16 protein-coding genes, 1 tRNA gene and 1 pseudogene are annotated in these 17,501 nt (G+C 67.7%); 9 read left to right on the forward strand and 9 right to left on the reverse strand.

What is annotated here, in order from left to right; all coding sequences use genetic code 11:
* Positions 1 to 122 precede the first annotated feature (122 nt).
* Positions 123 to 629 (reverse strand): lipoprotein LpqH, encoded by a 507-nt coding sequence (locus HNP02_RS00225; protein WP_255506074.1) that lies wholly within the window; start codon positions 627 to 629, stop codon positions 123 to 125.
* 215 nt (positions 630 to 844) lie between these two features.
* Here HNP02_RS00225 and HNP02_RS00230 point away from each other — a divergent pair, with 215 nt between their 5' ends.
* Positions 845 to 1,114: a hypothetical protein gene (locus HNP02_RS00230; RefSeq protein ID WP_255506127.1), complete on the forward strand. Its 270-nt coding sequence runs from the start codon at positions 845 to 847 to the stop codon at positions 1,112 to 1,114.
* A 3-nt stretch (positions 1,115 to 1,117) separates the two neighbouring features.
* On the forward strand, positions 1,118 to 2,284 hold the full coding sequence (locus HNP02_RS00235) for a winged helix DNA-binding domain-containing protein (protein ID WP_184432817.1): 1,167 nt from the start codon (positions 1,118 to 1,120) through the stop codon (positions 2,282 to 2,284).
* A 1-nt stretch (position 2,285) separates the two neighbouring features.
* On the opposite strand, the gene uvrA is transcribed toward HNP02_RS00235, so the two are convergent.
* Positions 2,286 to 5,180 (reverse strand): excinuclease ABC subunit UvrA, encoded by a 2,895-nt coding sequence (uvrA, locus tag HNP02_RS00240; RefSeq protein WP_184432820.1) that lies wholly within the window; start codon positions 5,178 to 5,180, stop codon positions 2,286 to 2,288.
* Positions 5,181 to 5,290: 110 nt separating this feature from the next.
* Here uvrA and HNP02_RS00245 point away from each other — a divergent pair, with 110 nt between their 5' ends.
* Complete coding sequence (locus HNP02_RS00245; RefSeq protein WP_184432823.1) at positions 5,291 to 5,968, forward strand: MBL fold metallo-hydrolase; 678 nt, start codon at positions 5,291 to 5,293, stop codon at positions 5,966 to 5,968.
* 13 nt (positions 5,969 to 5,981) lie between these two features.
* Here the strand turns inward: HNP02_RS00245 and HNP02_RS00250 are convergent, their stop codons facing one another.
* On the reverse strand, positions 5,982 to 6,425 hold the full coding sequence (locus HNP02_RS00250) for a universal stress protein (protein WP_184432826.1): 444 nt from the start codon (positions 6,423 to 6,425) through the stop codon (positions 5,982 to 5,984).
* 404 nt (positions 6,426 to 6,829) lie between these two features.
* Between HNP02_RS00250 and HNP02_RS00255 the strand changes: the two genes are divergently transcribed.
* Complete coding sequence (locus HNP02_RS00255) at positions 6,830 to 8,413, forward strand: glycosyltransferase family 39 protein (RefSeq protein ID WP_184432829.1); 1,584 nt, start codon at positions 6,830 to 6,832, stop codon at positions 8,411 to 8,413.
* Positions 8,414 to 8,416: 3 nt separating this feature from the next.
* Here HNP02_RS00255 and HNP02_RS00260 read toward each other — a convergent pair whose 3' ends face one another.
* Entirely contained in the window at positions 8,417 to 9,277 is an 861-nt protein-coding gene (locus HNP02_RS00260) for an acyl-CoA thioesterase domain-containing protein (RefSeq protein WP_184432832.1), read from the reverse strand.
* Positions 9,278 to 9,337: 60 nt separating this feature from the next.
* Between HNP02_RS00260 and HNP02_RS00265 the strand changes: the two genes are divergently transcribed.
* A complete protein-coding gene (locus HNP02_RS00265; RefSeq protein WP_184432835.1) occupies positions 9,338 to 9,832 on the forward strand; it encodes a hypothetical protein in 495 nt (164 codons plus the stop codon).
* A 4-nt stretch (positions 9,833 to 9,836) separates the two neighbouring features.
* On the opposite strand, the gene HNP02_RS00270 is transcribed toward HNP02_RS00265, so the two are convergent.
* Complete coding sequence (locus HNP02_RS00270; protein WP_184434780.1) at positions 9,837 to 10,874, reverse strand: bifunctional 2-polyprenyl-6-hydroxyphenol methylase/3-demethylubiquinol 3-O-methyltransferase UbiG; 1,038 nt, start codon at positions 10,872 to 10,874, stop codon at positions 9,837 to 9,839.
* A 130-nt stretch (positions 10,875 to 11,004) separates the two neighbouring features.
* On the opposite strand from HNP02_RS00270, the gene HNP02_RS00275 reads away from it, so the two are divergent.
* Complete coding sequence (locus HNP02_RS00275) at positions 11,005 to 11,904, forward strand: LLM class flavin-dependent oxidoreductase (RefSeq protein WP_184432838.1); 900 nt, start codon at positions 11,005 to 11,007, stop codon at positions 11,902 to 11,904.
* Between the two features lie 126 nt (positions 11,905 to 12,030).
* Here HNP02_RS00275 and HNP02_RS43530 read toward each other — a convergent pair whose 3' ends face one another.
* Positions 12,031 to 13,545, reverse strand: a complete 1,515-nt coding sequence (locus HNP02_RS43530) for a PGRS repeat-containing protein (protein WP_184432842.1) — start codon at positions 13,543 to 13,545, stop codon at positions 12,031 to 12,033.
* Positions 13,546 to 13,962: 417 nt separating this feature from the next.
* Between HNP02_RS43530 and HNP02_RS00285 the strand changes: the two genes are divergently transcribed.
* A complete protein-coding gene (locus tag HNP02_RS00285; RefSeq protein ID WP_184432844.1) occupies positions 13,963 to 14,157 on the forward strand; it encodes a DNA-directed RNA polymerase subunit alpha C-terminal domain-containing protein in 195 nt (64 codons plus the stop codon).
* Positions 14,154 to 14,324: pseudogene (locus tag HNP02_RS00290) on the forward strand (recombinase family protein); the annotation flags it as partial. The gene HNP02_RS00285 and the pseudogene HNP02_RS00290, both read left to right, overlap by 4 nt.
* A gap of 42 nt (positions 14,325 to 14,366) precedes the next feature.
* Here the strand turns inward: HNP02_RS00290 and HNP02_RS00295 are convergent.
* Positions 14,367 to 14,440 (reverse strand) — tRNA-Cys (locus HNP02_RS00295).
* A gap of 60 nt (positions 14,441 to 14,500) precedes the next feature.
* Positions 14,501 to 15,241 carry a DUF899 family protein gene (locus tag HNP02_RS00300; RefSeq protein WP_184432848.1) on the reverse strand — a complete coding sequence of 247 codons (741 nt, stop codon included), beginning with the start codon at positions 15,239 to 15,241 and terminating at the stop codon, positions 14,501 to 14,503.
* A gap of 95 nt (positions 15,242 to 15,336) precedes the next feature.
* On the opposite strand from HNP02_RS00300, the gene HNP02_RS00305 reads away from it, so the two are divergent.
* Positions 15,337 to 16,071 carry an MgtC/SapB family protein gene (locus tag HNP02_RS00305; RefSeq protein ID WP_184432851.1) on the forward strand — a complete coding sequence of 245 codons (735 nt, stop codon included), beginning with the start codon at positions 15,337 to 15,339 and terminating at the stop codon, positions 16,069 to 16,071.
* Here the strand turns inward: HNP02_RS00305 and HNP02_RS00310 are convergent, their stop codons facing one another.
* Entirely contained in the window at positions 16,072 to 17,475 is a 1,404-nt protein-coding gene (locus tag HNP02_RS00310; RefSeq protein WP_184432854.1) for an MFS transporter, read from the reverse strand. It lies immediately after the preceding gene.
* Positions 17,476 to 17,501 lie beyond the last annotated feature (26 nt).

A 17,501-nucleotide genomic window follows, 5' to 3' on the forward strand; every position in this document is an offset into this window, starting at 1 on the left:
CGCCGCGGGGGGCCCCGCCCCCGCCCCCTCCGCTCCCCCCTCCGGTTCATACTAATCTGGCTCCCCCCCGCCGGGGGGGCCCCCCCCCCCCCCCCCCCCCCCCCCGCCCCGGGTCAGACCGGTCAGTTGCAAGTCACCTTGATCTCGAACTTCTTCGTGATCATCCCCGCCATCGGGTTCTTCATGTCGGCACCAGCCGCCTCACCCGTGATGGTGTAGGTGCTTCCGTCGACCTTGACGTCGGCGGATCCGGTGTTCATGCCACCCATCGACGAGACCGCCAGCGCGTTTCCGTCAACGGTCAGACCGAGCGACTCGACCTTGGGGGTCGCCTCGTCGGTCATCACGACGCCGAGTCCGCCGGTGGCGGATCCGCTCGCGACGTTGATCTTGCCTGCCTGCTTGACGCAGGTCACGGTGCTGGCGTCGAGGCCTGCCAGATCCTGGCCCTCCACCTTGACCTCGGTGTTGCCGCCCGTGCTCACCTGTGAGGTCCCGCCGCCACTTGCGGCCGGTTTGCTCGATGCCGCCGGGGTGGTGCCCTTGTCGTCGGAGCAGCCGACCAGTACGGCGGCGGCGGCAACGAGGCCGATCCCAGCAGCCAGAACCCGATTCCGTGAAGTTCCCATTGACATTTCCTTCGCTTCAACGCGTCGCCCCGATGGCGCCGTCGTGATACGAGTACAGACGGGCCGAATCGCTACCGATCCCAACTATTGAGCGGAGGTACGGTGAGCCTGTGTCCGATTCAACGCCCGACGACGGAGCGCCCGACGAGGTAGTCGGGGGCGACGACGTCGTCGACGTCGACGAAGTGCCGCCCGATCCGGCGCCCGTGGCTCCCCTGCCCGCCCCAGAGCCCGTGCCAGTGCCCCTGCCTCCCACGCAAACCCTCGATACCGGCTACACCGCGGCCGGTGTACCGACGTTCGACTCCGTGCGGGAGAAGATCGAGACCCGTTACGGCACCGCGATCGGTGCCACGGAACTCGCCGCCGAGACCCCGGAGGGCCGCACCGTCGAGGAGCAGTACGACGCCCGCCAGCGCGCGGCCGCCGAACGTCTCGAACAGATCCGCGCATCCATGCGCGACCCCGAGTCCGGCCAAACCTGAGCAGTGCGCTCCTTCACCGTCGACGAGCGGCGGGCCAGACTGGCGCGCCGCCACCTGCTGACCACCGAGCCCGGCGCCGGGTCCATCGCCGATGTCGCCTCCCAGCTGGTCGGCCTGCATGCCACCGACCCGACAACGCCCTACCTGTCGCTCTGGGCGCGAATGCCCGGCTTCGAGGTCGGTGATCTGGAAGCCGCGCTCTATCGGGACCGCTCGGTGCTCAAGCATCTCGCGATGCGGCGGACGCTGTGGGTGCTGACCGCAGGCGATCTCACCGCGGTGCAGGCCGCGGCCAGCGACCGCGTCGCCGCCAACGAGCGCAAACGCCTGATCGCCGACGTCCAGAAGTCCGGTATCGCCGACGACGGTGAGGAGTGGCTCGGCCGCGCGTCGAAGGCCGTCCTGGCCCACGTCCACGAGCACGGCCCCACCAGCGCCCGAGAACTGCGCACAGCCCTTCCGGAGCTGGCGGGCGACCACGATCCCGCACCCGGAAAGCGTTGGGGCGGAGCCACTCCCGTCGCGCCACGGGTCCTGACCGTGCTCGCGGTCGAAGGATTTCTCGTCCGCGGCCCCAACGATGGCACCTGGACCACGTCGCGCCCGCGGTGGGCCTCGGCGTCGGCCTGGCTGGGTGCGGCCGGGGATCCGACGGCGGCCGAAGCCGCTCGCGCGCTGGTGATCCGGGCGTGGCTGCATGCATTTGGGCCTGCCACGGTCAACGACGTGAAATGGTGGTTCGGCAACACCCTGACCTGGGCCAGGGACGGACTGCGCGACGTCGGCGCCGTCGAGGTGGATCTGCACGGCACGCCCGGCGTCGCACTGCCGGACGACCTCGAACCCGAACCCGACGTCGAGCCGTGGTGCGCGCTGCTCCCCTGCCTCGACGTCACCACGATGGGCTGGCAGGACCGCGACTGGTACCTCGGCGAGCACCGCGGCCAAGTGTTCGACACCAACGGCAACGCCGGACCGACCGGATGGTTCAACGGGCGCGTCGTCGGCGGGTGGCGTCAGGACGCCGACGGGCGCGTCGTCCTGCAACTGCTCGAGAACGTCGGCGCCAAGGCGTCGAAGGCATTGGCGCGCAAGGCCGACGAGCTGACCGACTGGCTGGGCGGCGTGCGGATCAACCCGCGCTTCCCGTCACCACTGTCGAAGGCCTAGATCAGGCGCTGACCTTGCGCCGCTTCCGCTTCGGTACGGGCGCGCCGAGCATCTCGGCGAGGAACTTCCCGGTGTAGCTGCTCGGGTCGTCGGCGACGTCTTCCGGCGTGCCTGCCGTGACGACCGTGCCACCACCGCCGCCGCCCTCCGGACCCATGTCGACGATCCAGTCGGACGTCTTGATCACGTCGAGGTTGTGCTCGATGACGATCACCGTGTTGCCCTTGTCCACCAGGCCGTTGATGACCTTGAGCAGCTTGCGGATGTCGTCGAAGTGCAGTCCCGTGGTCGGTTCGTCGAGGATGTAGACGGTGCGCCCGGTCGAGCGCTTCTGCAACTCCGAGGCCAGCTTGACGCGTTGCGCCTCGCCGCCGGAGAGCGTGGGCGCCGGCTGGCCGAGCCGCACGTAGCCGAGGCCGACCTCGACAAGGGTCTTGAGGTAGCGGTGGATCGACGTGATCGGCTCGAAGAACTCGGCTGCCTCCTCGATCGACAGGTCGAGCACCTCGGAGATGGTCTTGCCCTTGTAGTGCACTTCGAGGGTCTCCCGGTTGTACCGGGCGCCGTGACACACCTCGCAAGGCACGTAGACGTCGGGCAGGAAGTTCATCTCGATCTTGATGGTGCCGTCGCCGGAACAGGCTTCGCAGCGACCGCCCTTGACGTTGAACGAGAACCGCCCCGGCTGATAGCCCCGCACCTTGGCCTCGGTGGTGGCTGCGAACAACGTCCGGATCTTGTCGAACACCCCGGTGTAGGTGGCCGGATTGGAGCGCGGGGTGCGGCCGATCGGCGACTGGTCGACGCGGACCAACTTGTCCACCTGCTCGAGTCCGTTGATCCTGGTGTGCCTGCCCGGCACCTGGCGGGCGCCGTTGAGCTTGTTGGCCAGCACGGACGCCAGGATGTCGTTCACCAGCGTCGACTTGCCCGAACCCGAGACGCCCGTGACGGCGGTCAGGACGCCCAGCGGGAAGGCCACGTCGATCTCGCGCAGATTGTGCTCGCGGGCGCCGATGACGGTCAGCTGACGCTTGCGGTCGACGGGCCGCCTGATCGCAGGGACCTCGATGCTCTCCTTGCCGGAAAGGTAGGCGCCGGTGATGGATTCAGGATTGTTGAGCAGATCGGCGTAGGTGCCGCTGTGCACGATGCGGCCGCCGTGCTCACCGGCGGCCGGGCCGATGTCGACCACCCAATCGGCATGCGCGATGGTGTCGAGGTCGTGCTCGACGACGATGAGCGTATTGCCCAGGTCGCGGAGCCGGACCAAGGTCTCGATCAGCCTGCGGTTGTCGCGCTGATGCAGGCCGATCGACGGTTCGTCGAGCACGTACAACACGCCGACGAGACCCGACCCGATCTGGGTGGCGAGCCGAATGCGTTGCGCCTCACCGCCGGACAGCGTGCCTGCCGCCCTGGACAGGCTCAGGTAGTCGAGCCCGACGTCGAGCAGGAAGCCGAGCCGGGACTGCACCTCCTTGAGCACCTGACCGGCGATCGCCTGTTCGCGGTGGCCCAGGGTGAGCGCGTTGAGGAAGTCCGAGCAGTCGGCGATGGACAGCTCGCAGACCTGCGCGATGGACATGTCGCCGTATCTGCCTGCGGCCAGCGTGACGGCCAGGATCTCGGGCTTGAGCCGGGTGCCCTGGCAGACCGGGCACGGCACGTCGCGCATGAAGCCGTCGTAGCGTTCCTTCATCTGCTCGGACTCGGTCTGCTCCATTCGGCGCTGCAGGAACGCCATCACGCCCTCGAAGTCCGCGTAGTAGGACCGGGTACGGCCGTAGCGGTTCTTGTACTTGACGTGCACCTGCTCGTCGCAGCCCTCGAGGATCGACTTGCGGGCCTTGATCGGGAGCTTGCGCCACGGTGTGTCGACGTCGAAGCCCAACGCCTCGCCGAGGCCGGACAGCATGCGGGTGAAGTACTCGGCCGTGTGCCCCATCGCCCATGGCGCGATGGCGCCCTCGGCGAGCGTCAGGTCGGGGTCGGGCACGACCAGTTCGGGATCGACCTCCTTGCGGATGCCGAGGCCGGTGCACTCGGGGCACGCGCCGTAGGGCGAGTTGAACGAGAAGGATCGCGGCTCGAGGTCGTCCACCGCGAGTGCGTGGCCGTTGGGGCAGGCGAGCTTCTCGGAGAACCGCTGCTCACGATGTCCCGCACCCGCGACCTCGTCGACGAATTCGAGCACGACGATGCCGTCGGCCAGGCCGAGTGCCGTCTCCACCGAGTCGGTCAGGCGCTGCTTGGCGGTGGCCTTCACCGTAAGGCGGTCGACGACCACCTCGATGTCGTGCTTCTCCTGCTTCTTCAGCTTCGGCGGGTCGGTGAGCGGATGGACGACACCGTCCACCCGAACCCTGCTGTAGCCCTGCGAGTTCAGCTTGTCGAAGAGGTCGGCGAACTCGCCCTTGCGGGTCCGCACGACCGGAGCGAGCACCTGAAAACGGATGCCCTCGTCCATCGCGAGCACCTGATCGACGATCTGCTGCGGGGTCTGCTTGGCGATGCGCTCGCCGCAGACCGGGCAGTGCGCGGTGCCTGCCCGCGCGTAGAGCAGACGGAGGTAGTCGTAGACCTCGGTGATGGTGCCGACGGTGGAGCGGGGGTTGCGGTTGGTGGACTTCTGATCGATCGACACTGCGGGCGAAAGGCCCTCGATGAAGTCGACGTCGGGTTTGTCCATCTGGCCGAGGAACTGCCGGGCATAGGCCGACAGCGACTCCACGTAGCGGCGCTGCCCCTCGGCGAAGATGGTGTCGAATGCCAACGACGACTTGCCCGAGCCGGACAGGCCGGTGAAGACGATCAGCGCATCGCGCGGCAGATCAAGATCGATGCTCCTCAGATTGTGCTCGCGTGCACCCTTGATGATCAGGCGGTCTGCCAACTGATCCCTTTCCCGGTCCCATACGCTCTCCGACCCGCAGAAAGCCGTCCGTCGACCATGTTATGTCCACCCACCGACAAGTCCGAGCCGAGCCCGATACCGTGGCTGACATGACTACAGTCGCCGACGACTACACAGGCCACCTCGAACCAGGCGGCGCCGCACGCCGCACGCTGCCAGGAGCGTCGATCGTGAAGACATCCGTAGGCCCGATGAACAACAACGCCTACCTGATCACCTGTTCCCAAACCGGCGAGACCCTACTCATCGACGCGGCCAACGACGCGGCCGCCCTGCTCGACCTCATCGAGCGCAACGCGCCCAAACTGTCGCTGATCGTCACCAGCCACCAGCACCCCGATCATTGGCAGGCGCTGGCCGGGGTCGTCAAGGCCACCGGTGCACCGACCGCCGCGCACCGACTCGACGCCGAACCCCTTCCGGTCAAGCCGGATCGGATCCTCGCCAACGGCGACACCATTGAGATCGGCGAGCTGAGCTTCGACGTCATTCACCTGCAAGGGCATACCGAGGGATCCGTCGCTCTCGCTCTCAGCGGAGCTGCCGCGGGCGACGCGGTCCACCTGTTCACCGGCGACTGCCTGTTCACCGGCGGGGTCGGCAAGACCTGGAGGGACGGCGACTTCGAGCGGTTGTTGGGCGATGTGACCACCAAGGTGTTCGACGTCTTCCCGGATTCAACCGTGGTGTATCCCGGCCACGGCGACGACACCACGCTGGGTGCCGAGCGTCCGCATCTGCGCGAGTGGAGCGAGCGCGGCTGGTAGCCCCGCCCTTGCGTCAGGAGGTGTGGACGATCAGGACGTCGGTCTTGGAGCGACGCGCCACGTTTGCGGGCACCGAGCCGAGCAGGCGGCCGGCAATCGTGCTCAGGCCGACGTTTCCGACCACGAGCAGATCGGCATTGACCTCGCTGGCCAAGTCGACCAGGGCATCGACGGGAGCGCCGACGATGGCCTTCTCCTCGACGTCGCCTGCGCCTGCAGCCTTGGCACGATCCCTGGCCTCACGAAGGATCGCGTAGATCGGGGCATTGCCGGACATCTTGTAGCCCTCGTCCTTGAGGACGTCGGCCGCGCGCTGGTCCTCACTCTGAGGGAAGTACGCCGTCGCCACGATCACCTTGGCGCCCGACCCGGCGGCGATCGCGCCGGCCCGGTCGACCGCGCGCAGCGACGAATCCGAACCGTCCGTGCCTACCACCACGGTCTGATAGCCGCTCATGCATGCCCTCCCAGAGTCGTTTGCAACGCCATTCGAGACACTAACGTGTCACCCGCCGGACGGGGGGTCGATTCGTCGACACGCGTTCGCTCGGTTTGACCGGCCTCATGCCTTCTACCGGCAATGATGCTAGCCCGGCGGCCCACCAGCATCGCGACGTCGTGACGAAACCTACCCATGTCGCCAGGTGCCGACGGGGTCGCACCGCCGCAGCCGACGTGACCTGCGTCATGCCAACGGTTTACCCGCCTCGCGATCGCGTTCGAGGCTAGAGGGTTTCGCTCGCCTCGACGGCAAAGCCGCTGTCGGAGAACGAGTAGCGATGCCACAGCACGTCATCGACCAGCGCGTCCGCCGAGCGCTCGAGTTGCTGGACACCGTTCTTACCGGTATCAAACGGAGGGATGACAGTTCAGTCGGCTGATGACCCGACACAGGCAGCCGTGGAACTGTCCCTGAGACAGGACACCCTCGAAGGCCTTCAGCCGACCCGCAGGGCGACGGCAGGCGGGTTCGACCCCGTCGTGGTGGCGGTTTTCGCGATCGTGGTGAGTGCGGCGGGTGCGGCACGACCGTCGCTCTGGTTCGACGAGGCGGCAACGATCTCGGCAGGGACGCGCTCGATACCGGAGCTGTGGCGCATGCTTGGCAACGTCGACGCGGTGCACGGGCTGTACTACCTGTTCATGCACGGGTGGTTCACCGTCTTCCCCGCCACCGAGTTCTGGACGCGACTGCCCAGCTGCCTTGCGGTCGGCGTGGCTGCGGCCGGCGTCGTGGTGTTGGGGCGCCAGTTCTCCGGTCGCACCGTCGCGGTGGCTGCCGGCATCGTGTTCTCGATTCTGCCGAGGGTGACGTGGGCCGGCATCGAGGCCCGCCCCTACGCATTGGCGACGGCGTGCGCGGTCTGGCTGACCGTTCTTGCGGTCTCGAGCGCGCGGCGGGACCGAACCTGGACATGGGCGGGCTACGCGCTTGCGTTGATCGGCTCGACGGTGTTGAACGTCTTCGTCATCCTGATCGTGCTGCCTCACGCCGTTGCGGTGGCGAGAACTGCGCAGCGGCGCTCGACGGTCTACTGGTGGGCCGGCTGGTGTGCGGCGGCCATGGTCGCGTTGGCTCCGTTCGCGCTGTTCGGCCGCACCCAGATCGCCCAGGTCCGCTGGATTTCGGCGCTGTCGCCGGGAACGCTGCTGGAGATCGTCTACGAGCAGTACTTCGACCTGAGCGCCGCGTTCGCCCTTACCGCCTGCGTACTGCTGGTGTCGACCATCGCGCTGCGTCGGTTTACCTTGCTGGACAACGGAACCCGATGCCTCGCCGCGATCTGTGCCGCGTGGATGGTGCTGCCGACACTGGTGCTGGTGGTGTATTCGGCCGTCGCCGAGCCGATCTACCACCCGAGGTATCTGTGTTACACCTCCCCTGCCGCAGCACTGCTGTTGGCGGTCTGCATCACTGCGCTCTTCCGAAGCAGGGACCGGGTCACCGCGGTGATCGCCGTCCTGGCACTGGCCGCCACGCCCAACTATCTGTTCAAGCAGCGCGGCCCATATGCCAAGGAGGGCATGGACTTCAGCCAGATCGCGGATCTGATCACCGAACGGGCGGCGCCGGGCGACTGCCTCGTTCTGGACAACACCGTGACCTGGTTGCCCGGCCCGGTCCGGCCACTGACCGCGGCACGGCCTGGAGCATACGAGAAGCTGATCGATCCGGGTCGGGGCAAGCGCGCCGCGGACCGGAATCGACTGTGGGACGCGCACATTGCCATCTGGGCAGTGGCAGATCAGGTGCAGCGCTGCACGGTGCTGTGGACGGTCTCCGACCGCGACAAGACACTGCCCGACCACGAGGCGGCGCAGCCCCTCGATCCTGGTCCGCGGATGAGCCGAGCACCCGCGTACCAGGTGCCGCAGCGGCTCGGCTTCCACATCGTCGAGCGCTGGCAGTTCAGCTTCGCCCAGGTCACCCGATCGACGCGGTGACGCCTAGCCCGCCTGCGCGCGGCCGAAGTACAACTCCTGGGTGGCGATGCAGACCAGCTGGCCCGCGCGGTTGTGCATGGTGGCGCTCGCCAGTCCGCGGCCGTGGGCTCCGCTTGGCGACACCTGATCCGAGAGCACCCAGTCCGACAGGTCGACCGGCCGGTGAAACCACAGGGCATGGTCGATCAGCGCGTTGAAGGTCGTCACCGGCGTGGCCCGCCGCATGGCGATCGCCGTCTCCAGCATCGTGGTGCCCGTCAGATAAGTCAGCAGACAACTGTGCAACGCCCCGTCGTCGGGCACGGGTTCGGTTGGCCGCCACCACATCCGGATTCGCGGCGACGGCTCGGGCAGCTCAACGGCCAGCCGGGGCGGCGGGTCGACGTAGCACAGCTCGAACGGCTGCGGCCGGACCCAGTGGCCGTGAAGCTCGTCGGCGTATGCCGCGAGTTGGTCCTGCACGGGTGGCAACGACTCCGGTTGGGGCACATCGGCCATCGGCGTCTGGTGATCGAGGCCGTCGACGGGGGTGCTGAACGACGCCAGCGCCTCGAGCAGCACCTCGCCGTCCTGTCGGGCGGTGACCTGTCGGGTGGACAGCGTGCCGCCGTCGCGGGCCCGAGCGACGTGGAAGTCCACGGGACGCCGGGCGTCGCCTGCCCGCAGGTAGTACACGTGCACGCTGTGCGGTGTCCGCCCCGGCGCGGTGCGGCTCGCCGCCATCAGGGCCTGACCCGCGAGGTGGCCGCCGACGATGTGGTGCGCCGGGTTGTCCAGCTGGGTGGCCACGAAGCAGTCGTCGTCGATCTGGTCGACGTGCAACGTGGCGATGACGTCGGCCAGCGACGGCGATCCGGAAGTCACCCGGGCATCATGCCGCAGCGTTTTCGCACCCGGTGGTTAGGTCGTCTAAACTGGGCTGCCATGAGGTCCACGAAGGCAACGAAGGCAAGGGCGGTGGCTGCCGCGCTGACCGTCGCCGGCTTCTGGGCAGCCGGAGCCGCCCACGCCGATCCGGCTCCCGCGCCCGGACCCGCGCCTGGACCCGCAGCGAAGACCATGATCGACGCCAACGGCACGTTCAAGGTGGGCACCGACATCGCACCGGGCACCTACACCTCGGCCGGACCGGTCACGGATGCTGTCTGCTCCTGGAAGCGGTCCAACGGCGATGGCGTCGTCGACAACGCGATGACCAAGAAACCGCAGGTCGTGCAGATCGACCCGACCGACACCACCTTCACCACGAGGGATTGCCAACCGTGGCAGCTCACCGACTGCTCGCAGGGTTGTGAGCAGCCAACCACGTCTCCCGGCGCCCTCCTCGGTCAGCTCGGGACCTTCCTTGCGCCGCGTTTGGCTGGTCCTCCGCCCGCCGGCCCGCCACCGCCAAGTGCAGCGCCAAGCCCAAGCGGGTAGTCGGCTACCAGGTCGGTTTCTGGTACACCAGCCAGCGCATGTCGACGGGGCATTCCTCACGAGGCAGATCGAAGACGTCGAGGCCGCTGACCCAGTCGGCGTACCAGCTCGTCGGCGGCCACGCGCCCTGGGGCAGGTGAGCGTGCTCGTACTCGTAGACGGAATCGTCGGCGATCAGGCGTAGAGGCAATCCGGCTGCCGCAGCCGCCAGCTCATCTTGTGTGAAGATGCTCGTGTAGCACTGCTGTCCGAGTTCACGGGCCCCGGAATCGGGTAGATAGCCGGGGCGCGCCAGGAAGGCGTTGAACACCAAACGACCGCCTGCGGCCAGGCACTGGGTGGCGAGTTCGAAGATGCCGCGGAGCTGCTCGGAGTTCCGGAAGTCGGACACCACCTCGGAGAGCAGGATCAGCCGATAGTCGCGGCGCAGATCGTCGATGGTGGTGAAGACGTCACGCTGGATCACGCGCACGTCGAGCCCGTCGCGTTCGGCATCGGCGCGGATCATGTCGGCGAACTTCGGTGTCAGCTCCACCACGTCGACAGGGTGGCCGCGCCGGGCAAGGGCCAGGGCATTGCGCCCGGTTCCTCCGCCGATGTCGAGCACCCGATGCGTCGTGGGATCGGCTGCCTCGTTCGCCAACGCCCACACCCTGGCGTCTGGTTCGGTTCCGAACAGCGGTGGCTGACGCGAGCCGATCCAGTTCTCGTAGGCACCCTCGACCTTCAGCCATTCGGCTTTGACGTGGTAGTTGAGGACGGTGCCGATGGGAGCGTTGTACGAGAGGACGATGGTCGAACGCGGGGAGGCCGCGTACGCCTCGGCCAACTGGCCTTCCAGCACCGACCTGACATGAGCGAGCTGCTCGGTGGTGAAGCGTCGGCCCACGTCCGCAAAGATGTTCTCGCACATGGTCACGTACTCGTCGATCATGCCCGGCGCAGCGGGCAAGGTGATCTGCCCGGTGACCACCGATCGGCGATGCAACCGCCGGGTCAGGGATTCGCGCAACCGCGTCTGATCAACGGATCTGACGGGCATCGGTCCGGGTTCGGTCGTCACCCTGCAACGGTAGGCAACGTGGTGGCTCCTCGTGCAGGAACCCTCGTGCAAAGAACACCCTGCCCACGTGTTTTCGTCTCCTGCCAGGGTGCATCCCTACACTGGCGGCGTGCGATTCTCCGTATGGGCCTCTCACGCCCAGCCCTGGAACGATGTCCTCGAATTGACGCGGTACGCCGACGAGGACTTCTGGCACACCGCCTACATCGCCGACCACTTCATGGCGAACGGCGACGGTCCGCACGACGCGCTGGAGGGAACCGCGGCACTTGCCGCGTTGGCCGGCGCCACGTCCCGGATCCGGCTGGCCAACCTGGTCCTTTCGATGACCTACCGTCATCCCGCAGTACTGGCCAACTGGGCGTCCACCGTCGATCACGTCAGCGCGGGCCGGCTCACTCTGGGAATCGGCGCGGGCTGGCAGATCAACGAGCACGAGCAGTACGGCTTGGAGCTCGGGCCGCCGCGGGAGCGGGTCGACCGCTTCGCCGAGGGGCTCGCGGTGATCACGGGGCTGCTCAGCGCGCCGACGACGACCTTCGATGGGAAGTACTACCAGCTGACCGACGCCGTGTGCGAGCCGAAGCCCGTGCAGTCCCCCCTGCCGCTGTTGGTCGGCGCCTCCGGTCCACGGATGCTGCGGCTGGTGGCGCGCTACGCGCAGCAGTGGAATCACTGGTCGGCGCCTGTCGAATTCGGCAAGACGTCGGTCCTCCTCGATGCCGCATGCGAGAAGGAGGGGCGCGATCCTGCCACGGTGTGGCGTTCGACGCAGGCCGTCGTCATCGTCACCGATTCGCCCGAGGCCGAGTCGAAGGCGAAGTCGATTGCCGAGAGTTCGCCCCAGCCAACGGTGTACGGACCACCAGCGCGCATCGCCGAGGCCGCCGCGGTGTGGCGCGACGAGGGGGTGGACGAGGTCATCGTTCCTGACTTCGGCCTCGCCAAGGGCTCTGCGCGCCTCGACTCCTATCGCGCGCTGGCCGAGGCGTTCGCGCCCTTGACCTGAGCGGGATCGGTACGGCGCATTGTCGACCATGAAAGAGGTTCCCAGGCACCAGTTTTGAATCGTGACGGAAAGCAGAGGTCCCGGGAGCGTCGTTGTCGACGTTCCCGGGACCTCCGTTCGCAGCTGCTAGGGGGCGCCGCCGCCTGCGCCGCCGCTGCCTGCGGTACCGCCTCCGCCGCCGCTGGCGCCGGACGCTCCGCCGCCGGCGTCGCCTTTCTTGCCTGCATCGCCGGCCGTGCCCGCACCGCTGGTGCCGCCCTTACCGCCGGTGCCGCCGGTACCACCCTGGCCGCCGGCACCGTCGGCACCGCTCTTCTCCGGTGTCGGGCTGATGCCTCCGGTTCCGCCCGTGCCGCCGGTGCCACCCTTGCCCGCGTCACCGCCACTACCGCCTGCACCGACCGTGCCACTTCCCGAGCCGCCCGTACCCGCTGCGCCACCGTTACCGCCGCTGCCGCCAGGGCCGCCGGTTCCACCGAACGCACCGCTGCCGCCGGCACCACCGACCCCGTTGTCGACGTTGCTGCCGTCGCCATCGGAGTCATCGCCATCCTCGCTGCCCTGGCCACCCGCGCCGCCGCCGCCGCCATTGCCGCCGACCGCGCCGGTGCCGCCGGTGCCGCCCTTGCCGCCAGTTCCGCCGTTGCCGCCGGTGCCGCTGAGGAAGCCGCCGTTGCCGCCTGCACCGCCGTTGCCGCCTGCCGTACCGCCGTCACCGCCCACACCGGTAGCGCCGTTGCCGCCTAGGCCGCCGTCGTAGCCGTCGGCCGCGGGCACCTCGCTCAGGTCGTCTCCGCCCTGACCGCCGTTGCCGCCGTTGCCGCCTCCGGCAAGGGCATTGCCCCCGGCGCCCCCGTTGCTGGCACCGTCGATGTCCGTTCCCGCGAAGCCGGGTCCGCCGTCACCGGCGCTGCCGCCGCCGGGACCGCCGTTACCGCCGACACCACCGGGGACCGCGGAACTGGTGCCCTGCGCTCCTTGGCCGCCGTTTTGGAAGCCGGCGCCGTTGATCCCGTTGCCGGTGGTGGGATCGGTTCCTGCGGTGTCACCGGTGGTGGGGTTCTGGCCCGGATTGCCCGCACCACCAAGTCCGCCGTTGCCGCCGCTTCCGCCGTTGCCGATGAACGTCGCGCCGTTGCCGCCGCTACCACCATCACCGCCCGCATGGGTGGCATCACCATTGGCACCGGTGCCGCCACTGCCGCCATGTCCGATGAAGAAACCCGCGTTGCCGCCGTTGCCGCCGGCGGTCCCCGCCGTAGTGGGGCTGTAACCAGCGCCACCGCTACCAATCAGCAACCCACCGTTGCTGCCGTTGGGATTGAAGACCGTACCGTCAGCACCGTTGCCGATGAAGATGTTGAGGATCGGAATGCCACCGGCTAGATCAAGAAATGGATCCGCAGCATCGAACGCGGACCCGAAACTCGGTACGAGCGAAGCACTCTGGAGGCCAAGACCGATCACGAACGGCGCGCTCTCGGGCTCTGCATTGCAGCCACCGACCGGTGGGGCACCGACGGCACACCCAAATAACCCCCCCAACGGCGAGGCGTGCACCTCACCCGGATTGGCCAGCAACGCCGCGCCAGGCGCAGCCAGCACCATCCCCGCCCCACCGACAGCCGCCGCCGTCGCCAAGAAATGTGCCCCTCGTTTCTGCGCCTTACCTCGACAGATGCTGCGATTAGACATTTTTAGCCCCCTTCGGAATCGAGAATTTGTGTGTTCGCTGGCAAATATAATAAGTTTGCTTACAAGACACTGAGTTATTCTCGAATCCGTCCGACGACTTCTCGTGCAAGTGATTGCAGTCTTAGCCCGTGACGAGGGTGCTGGCCACGATGGACACCTACTGGCAGGCGTTCGCACCGGACATCGGCCCGGCATCGGGACAACCCGCCAGGTGGTGCGCCGAATGCCAGCCCATGAGGCGTGTGGTGAGCGTGACCGACCGGCTAATTGCAACCGAAGGGCGAACGAAGCGCGGTGCGGGCAAACCGCCGACACCCGTTGCAGTAAAACAGAATTCGATGAACTCGGGCGTACGATGGATGCATGAGTGAAGGTCAAGAGTTGCCCCCGATCCCAGCCGACTTCGAGCAGTTCACCCTCCGCACCGCCTGCGCGCTGGTCCGCGGGGGCTACCGCTGCCTCCGCGACGTGCAGGCGGCCAGTGACGCCGAACTCCTGGAGTTGCGAAACTTCGGGTATCGCAGCCTCGCCGAACTGCGGGCTGCGGGCCGCCGATGACCTCGACCACGTCGACCGCGGTCGGCCAGCTCCTCGGGTATGCCCGCGTCAGCACCGGCCACCAGTCGCTAGACCAACAGCCCGGCGCGCTGACCGGCGAAGGGATTGCAGCCGAACGCATTTACCGCGACAAACTCAGCGGCACGTCCACAGAGCGTCAATCGCCGCTGATTAGATCGACTGATTAACGATCCAATCAGAGGCGAAAGTGGAGCGAGTGACGGGAATCGAACCCGTGTAAACGGCTTTGCAGGCCGGTGCCTAGCCATTCAGCCACACCCGCGTTGCCCATGACATTGCCAGTGCGGCCCGCATCCGGCCAGGTTTTCACTCCACGTGATCGCTACTGCAGCGGAACTCCGGCGGCAACGCCGTCGCGTGGCCAGCCTTCCGGGGAGTCCTCCCAGCTCTCCTGCCTGCCGTACGGGGTGAGGTCCAGGAACGGATAGCCGACCGCGGAATGGTCCAGCCCGCGGGAGTACGCCGAGTAGGTGTGGAACACCTCGTCGTCGCGCCGCAGGAAGACACTGGCACCGGGCATGTCGCCCTTGAGGTCGTCGTCGGTCCAGCCGTCGGCACGTAGTTCGTCGAGTGCCTTGTAGTTGTATTCGACGGGGGCGCGGGCCGGATCGAGCGTGGCGTGGAAGTCGTAGGTGAAGTCGCCGTCGCGCGACGAGTACCACGGAAACGTCCAGCCGTGCTCGTCGCGGTACCGGGCAATGCTGGCGTATGGCGCGCGGGACACGCACGCCAACGTGACTCCCCTGGCGTTGAGCAGCGTCCGGTCCCCTTCGGTGAACGTCAGATCCGCGGCAGCGGTGCAACTGGGACACCCGCGGTCGCCGTCGTCGATCCACATGAAGTGGTGCACGTAGAGCTGCGGCCTGCCTTCGAACAGGTCGAGCAGCCGCACCTCACCGTCGGGGCCGTCGAACACGTAGTCCTTCACCTTCACCATCGGCAACCTGCGGCGCTCGGCGTTGACGGCGTCACGCAGATGGGTGACCTCGCGCTCGCGGGCCAGCAGTCTGCGGCGTTCGACCAGCCAGTCCTCACGGGTGGCGACGTCCGGGAATGCGGTCATGCGACTCTCCTCTCGAAAACTGTTCTCCCATGTGTTGACTCGCCGGACGCCGAACAGTCATCGCACGACGCGATATTCGCGATAACTTCTTACCCATGCATCAGTGGCTCGCCGATCCGGCGTTCTTCGGCGGCCCGGGTCAGGGCACCCGGCAGATCATCGAGTTGTTCATCGCCTTCGGGCTGACCGCGCTCATCGGGATCGAGCGCGAGATCCAGGGCAAGAGCGCAGGCCTGCGCACCCAGACCATCGTCGGCACGGCCTCGGCGTTGATCCTGTTGGTCAGCAAGTACGGGTTCGCCGACGTTTTGGTGCCGGGCCTGGTGATCGTCGACCCGTCCCGCGTCGCCGCCCAGATCGTCACGGGCATCGGCTTTCTCGGCGCAGGCATCATCATCTTCCGCCGCGGCTCGGTGCACGGCCTGACGACGGCGGCGTCGGTCTGGGAGTCGGCGGCGATCGGCATGGCCGCCGGGTCGGGACTGGTACTGCTCGCGTGCACGGTCACCGCGATGCACTTCCTCATCGTCCTTGGCTTCATGCCGATCGCCCGACGCCTGGCGTCCAGGCTGAGCGGTTCGGTCCGATTGCACGTCACCTACGCCGAGGGGCGCGGCGTGATGACCGCGCTGCTGCAGGCGTGCGAGCGTCGGCAGTGGATCCTCGCCGAGCTGGCCGCAGATCCGCCGGGCGAGCCGCTCGGCGCCGAGCCAGATCAGTCGGGTGTGCTGCTCACCTTGTCGGGCAGGGCGATTCTCAATGCACCCGCCGTACTTGCTGCGATCGACGGCATCACCTCGATCCGTCAACTCGACGAAGATCCCGACTGATCACGCCTGGGCTCGGGTGGCGCGGTAGGAGGCGAACGTGCCGAGCACCGCGAGCACGGCGAAGATCGCGAACAGCCACCGCGCCGCCGCCGCGTCGCCGTGGTCGTTCAGGTTGAACACCACGCCGGCCAACCCCGCACCGAAGGCGCCACAGATCAGCTGGACGGTGTTGATCGCCGCGGCAGCCGTGCCTCCCTCGGCGGGGTCGTCGACGCAGCCCATCGCCCACGCCGACAGGTGGGGCCACGCCATCCCGATGCCAATTCCCGTGGTCGACAACGCCAACGCCCATACGGCGACTACGCCAATCGGTGCGTCCTCGATCTGAGAGAGCGCCGCCAAACCGAGCCCGCAGGCCATCACGACGGGCGCCACCACGACCATGGCGACGACCACCCGCTGCTTGGTCACCGATGCACTCGCGATCTCACCCAGCGTCCACCCGACCGCCAGGGCCGCTCCGAGGAATCCCGCCGCCACCGGCACCAGGTGTGCCAGGCGCTGGCCGAACAGCGGCACGTACATGTCGGCCATCGTGGCGGCCATCAGCAACCCGAGGGTCACATAGATCCACTTCAGTGGTCCTGGCCGAAACGCGGTAGGCGGCAACACCGACGCCGACGTCCGGCGATCCACCACGAGGAAGGCCAGTACCAGGACGACGCCGGCGACCAGCAGGGCCACGGTGAAACCTAGATTGCGAAGGATGCCCGCCACGCTGATCGCCAGCGCCGCGGTGCCGAGCAGAAGCAATGACCAGACGGGGATTCGGCTTGGCGGTGGCGGCTCGGCGCCGGGCTGGCGTCCCGGCAGAGCGAACGGCACCAGGATCGCCATGGCCACGGTCAGAATGGCGAGAGCACCGAATGCCCAACGCCACGAACCGAATTGGGAGAACAAGCCGCCCGCGGCGGGACCGACGATGGTGCCGACGCCCCACATCGCCGAGACGAGGGCCGACGCCTTCGTCCACAACGATTGCGGCAGAGCGGAGTTGATCACCGCATAGCCCAACCCGGCGAGGACACCGCCGCCCGCACCCTGCACGGTGCGGCCGACCAACAGCAACTCCATGTTCGGGGCGAACGTGGCCAGCACGCTGCCCGCTCCGAACACACCAAGGCTTGCGAGGTACGACCACCGCGGACCCAGCCGGGCGAGCGTCGCGCTCACCGTCGTGGCCGCGACCACAGAGGCGACCAGGTAAACCGTGGTCACCCAGGCGTAGAGCCGCTGGCCACCGATCTCGGCGACCGCACTCGGCAGCAGACTGATGGTGAGGAACTCGTTGGTGGCATACAGCGCGACGCCACCCGCCAGCACGGTGCAGGCACCCAGATACTTCGGGCCGAGGAGGTCCCGCCACCCCGCGATCGGCACCGCATCAGTCTGAGTCACGCGCATCACCGTATGAGCTCAACGGCGGTTGA

It is taken from the genome of Mycobacterium sp. AZCC_0083 (assembly GCF_014202335.1).
Classification (GTDB): Bacteria; Actinomycetota; Actinomycetes; order Mycobacteriales; family Mycobacteriaceae; genus Mycobacterium.

Coding starts and splice junctions, on each gene's coding strand:
- HNP02_RS00225 (WP_255506074.1), bottom strand. CDS start 629: ATGGGAACTTCACGGAATCGGGTTCTGGCTGCTGGGATCGGCCTCGTT.
- HNP02_RS00245 (WP_184432823.1), top strand. CDS start 5,291: ATGACTACAGTCGCCGACGACTACACAGGCCACCTCGAACCAGGCGGC.
- HNP02_RS00250 (WP_184432826.1), bottom strand. CDS start 6,425: ATGAGCGGCTATCAGACCGTGGTGGTAGGCACGGACGGTTCGGATTCG.
- HNP02_RS00255 (WP_184432829.1), top strand. CDS start 6,830: ATGACAGTTCAGTCGGCTGATGACCCGACACAGGCAGCCGTGGAACTG.
- HNP02_RS00265 (WP_184432835.1), top strand. CDS start 9,338: ATGAGGTCCACGAAGGCAACGAAGGCAAGGGCGGTGGCTGCCGCGCTG.
- HNP02_RS00270 (WP_184434780.1), bottom strand. CDS start 10,874: ATGCCCGTCAGATCCGTTGATCAGACGCGGTTGCGCGAATCCCTGACC.
- HNP02_RS00285 (WP_184432844.1), top strand. CDS start 13,963: ATGAGTGAAGGTCAAGAGTTGCCCCCGATCCCAGCCGACTTCGAGCAG.
- HNP02_RS00300 (WP_184432848.1), bottom strand. CDS start 15,241: ATGACCGCATTCCCGGACGTCGCCACCCGTGAGGACTGGCTGGTCGAA.
- HNP02_RS00305 (WP_184432851.1), top strand. CDS start 15,337: ATGCATCAGTGGCTCGCCGATCCGGCGTTCTTCGGCGGCCCGGGTCAG.
- HNP02_RS00310 (WP_184432854.1), bottom strand. CDS start 17,475: ATGCGCGTGACTCAGACTGATGCGGTGCCGATCGCGGGGTGGCGGGAC.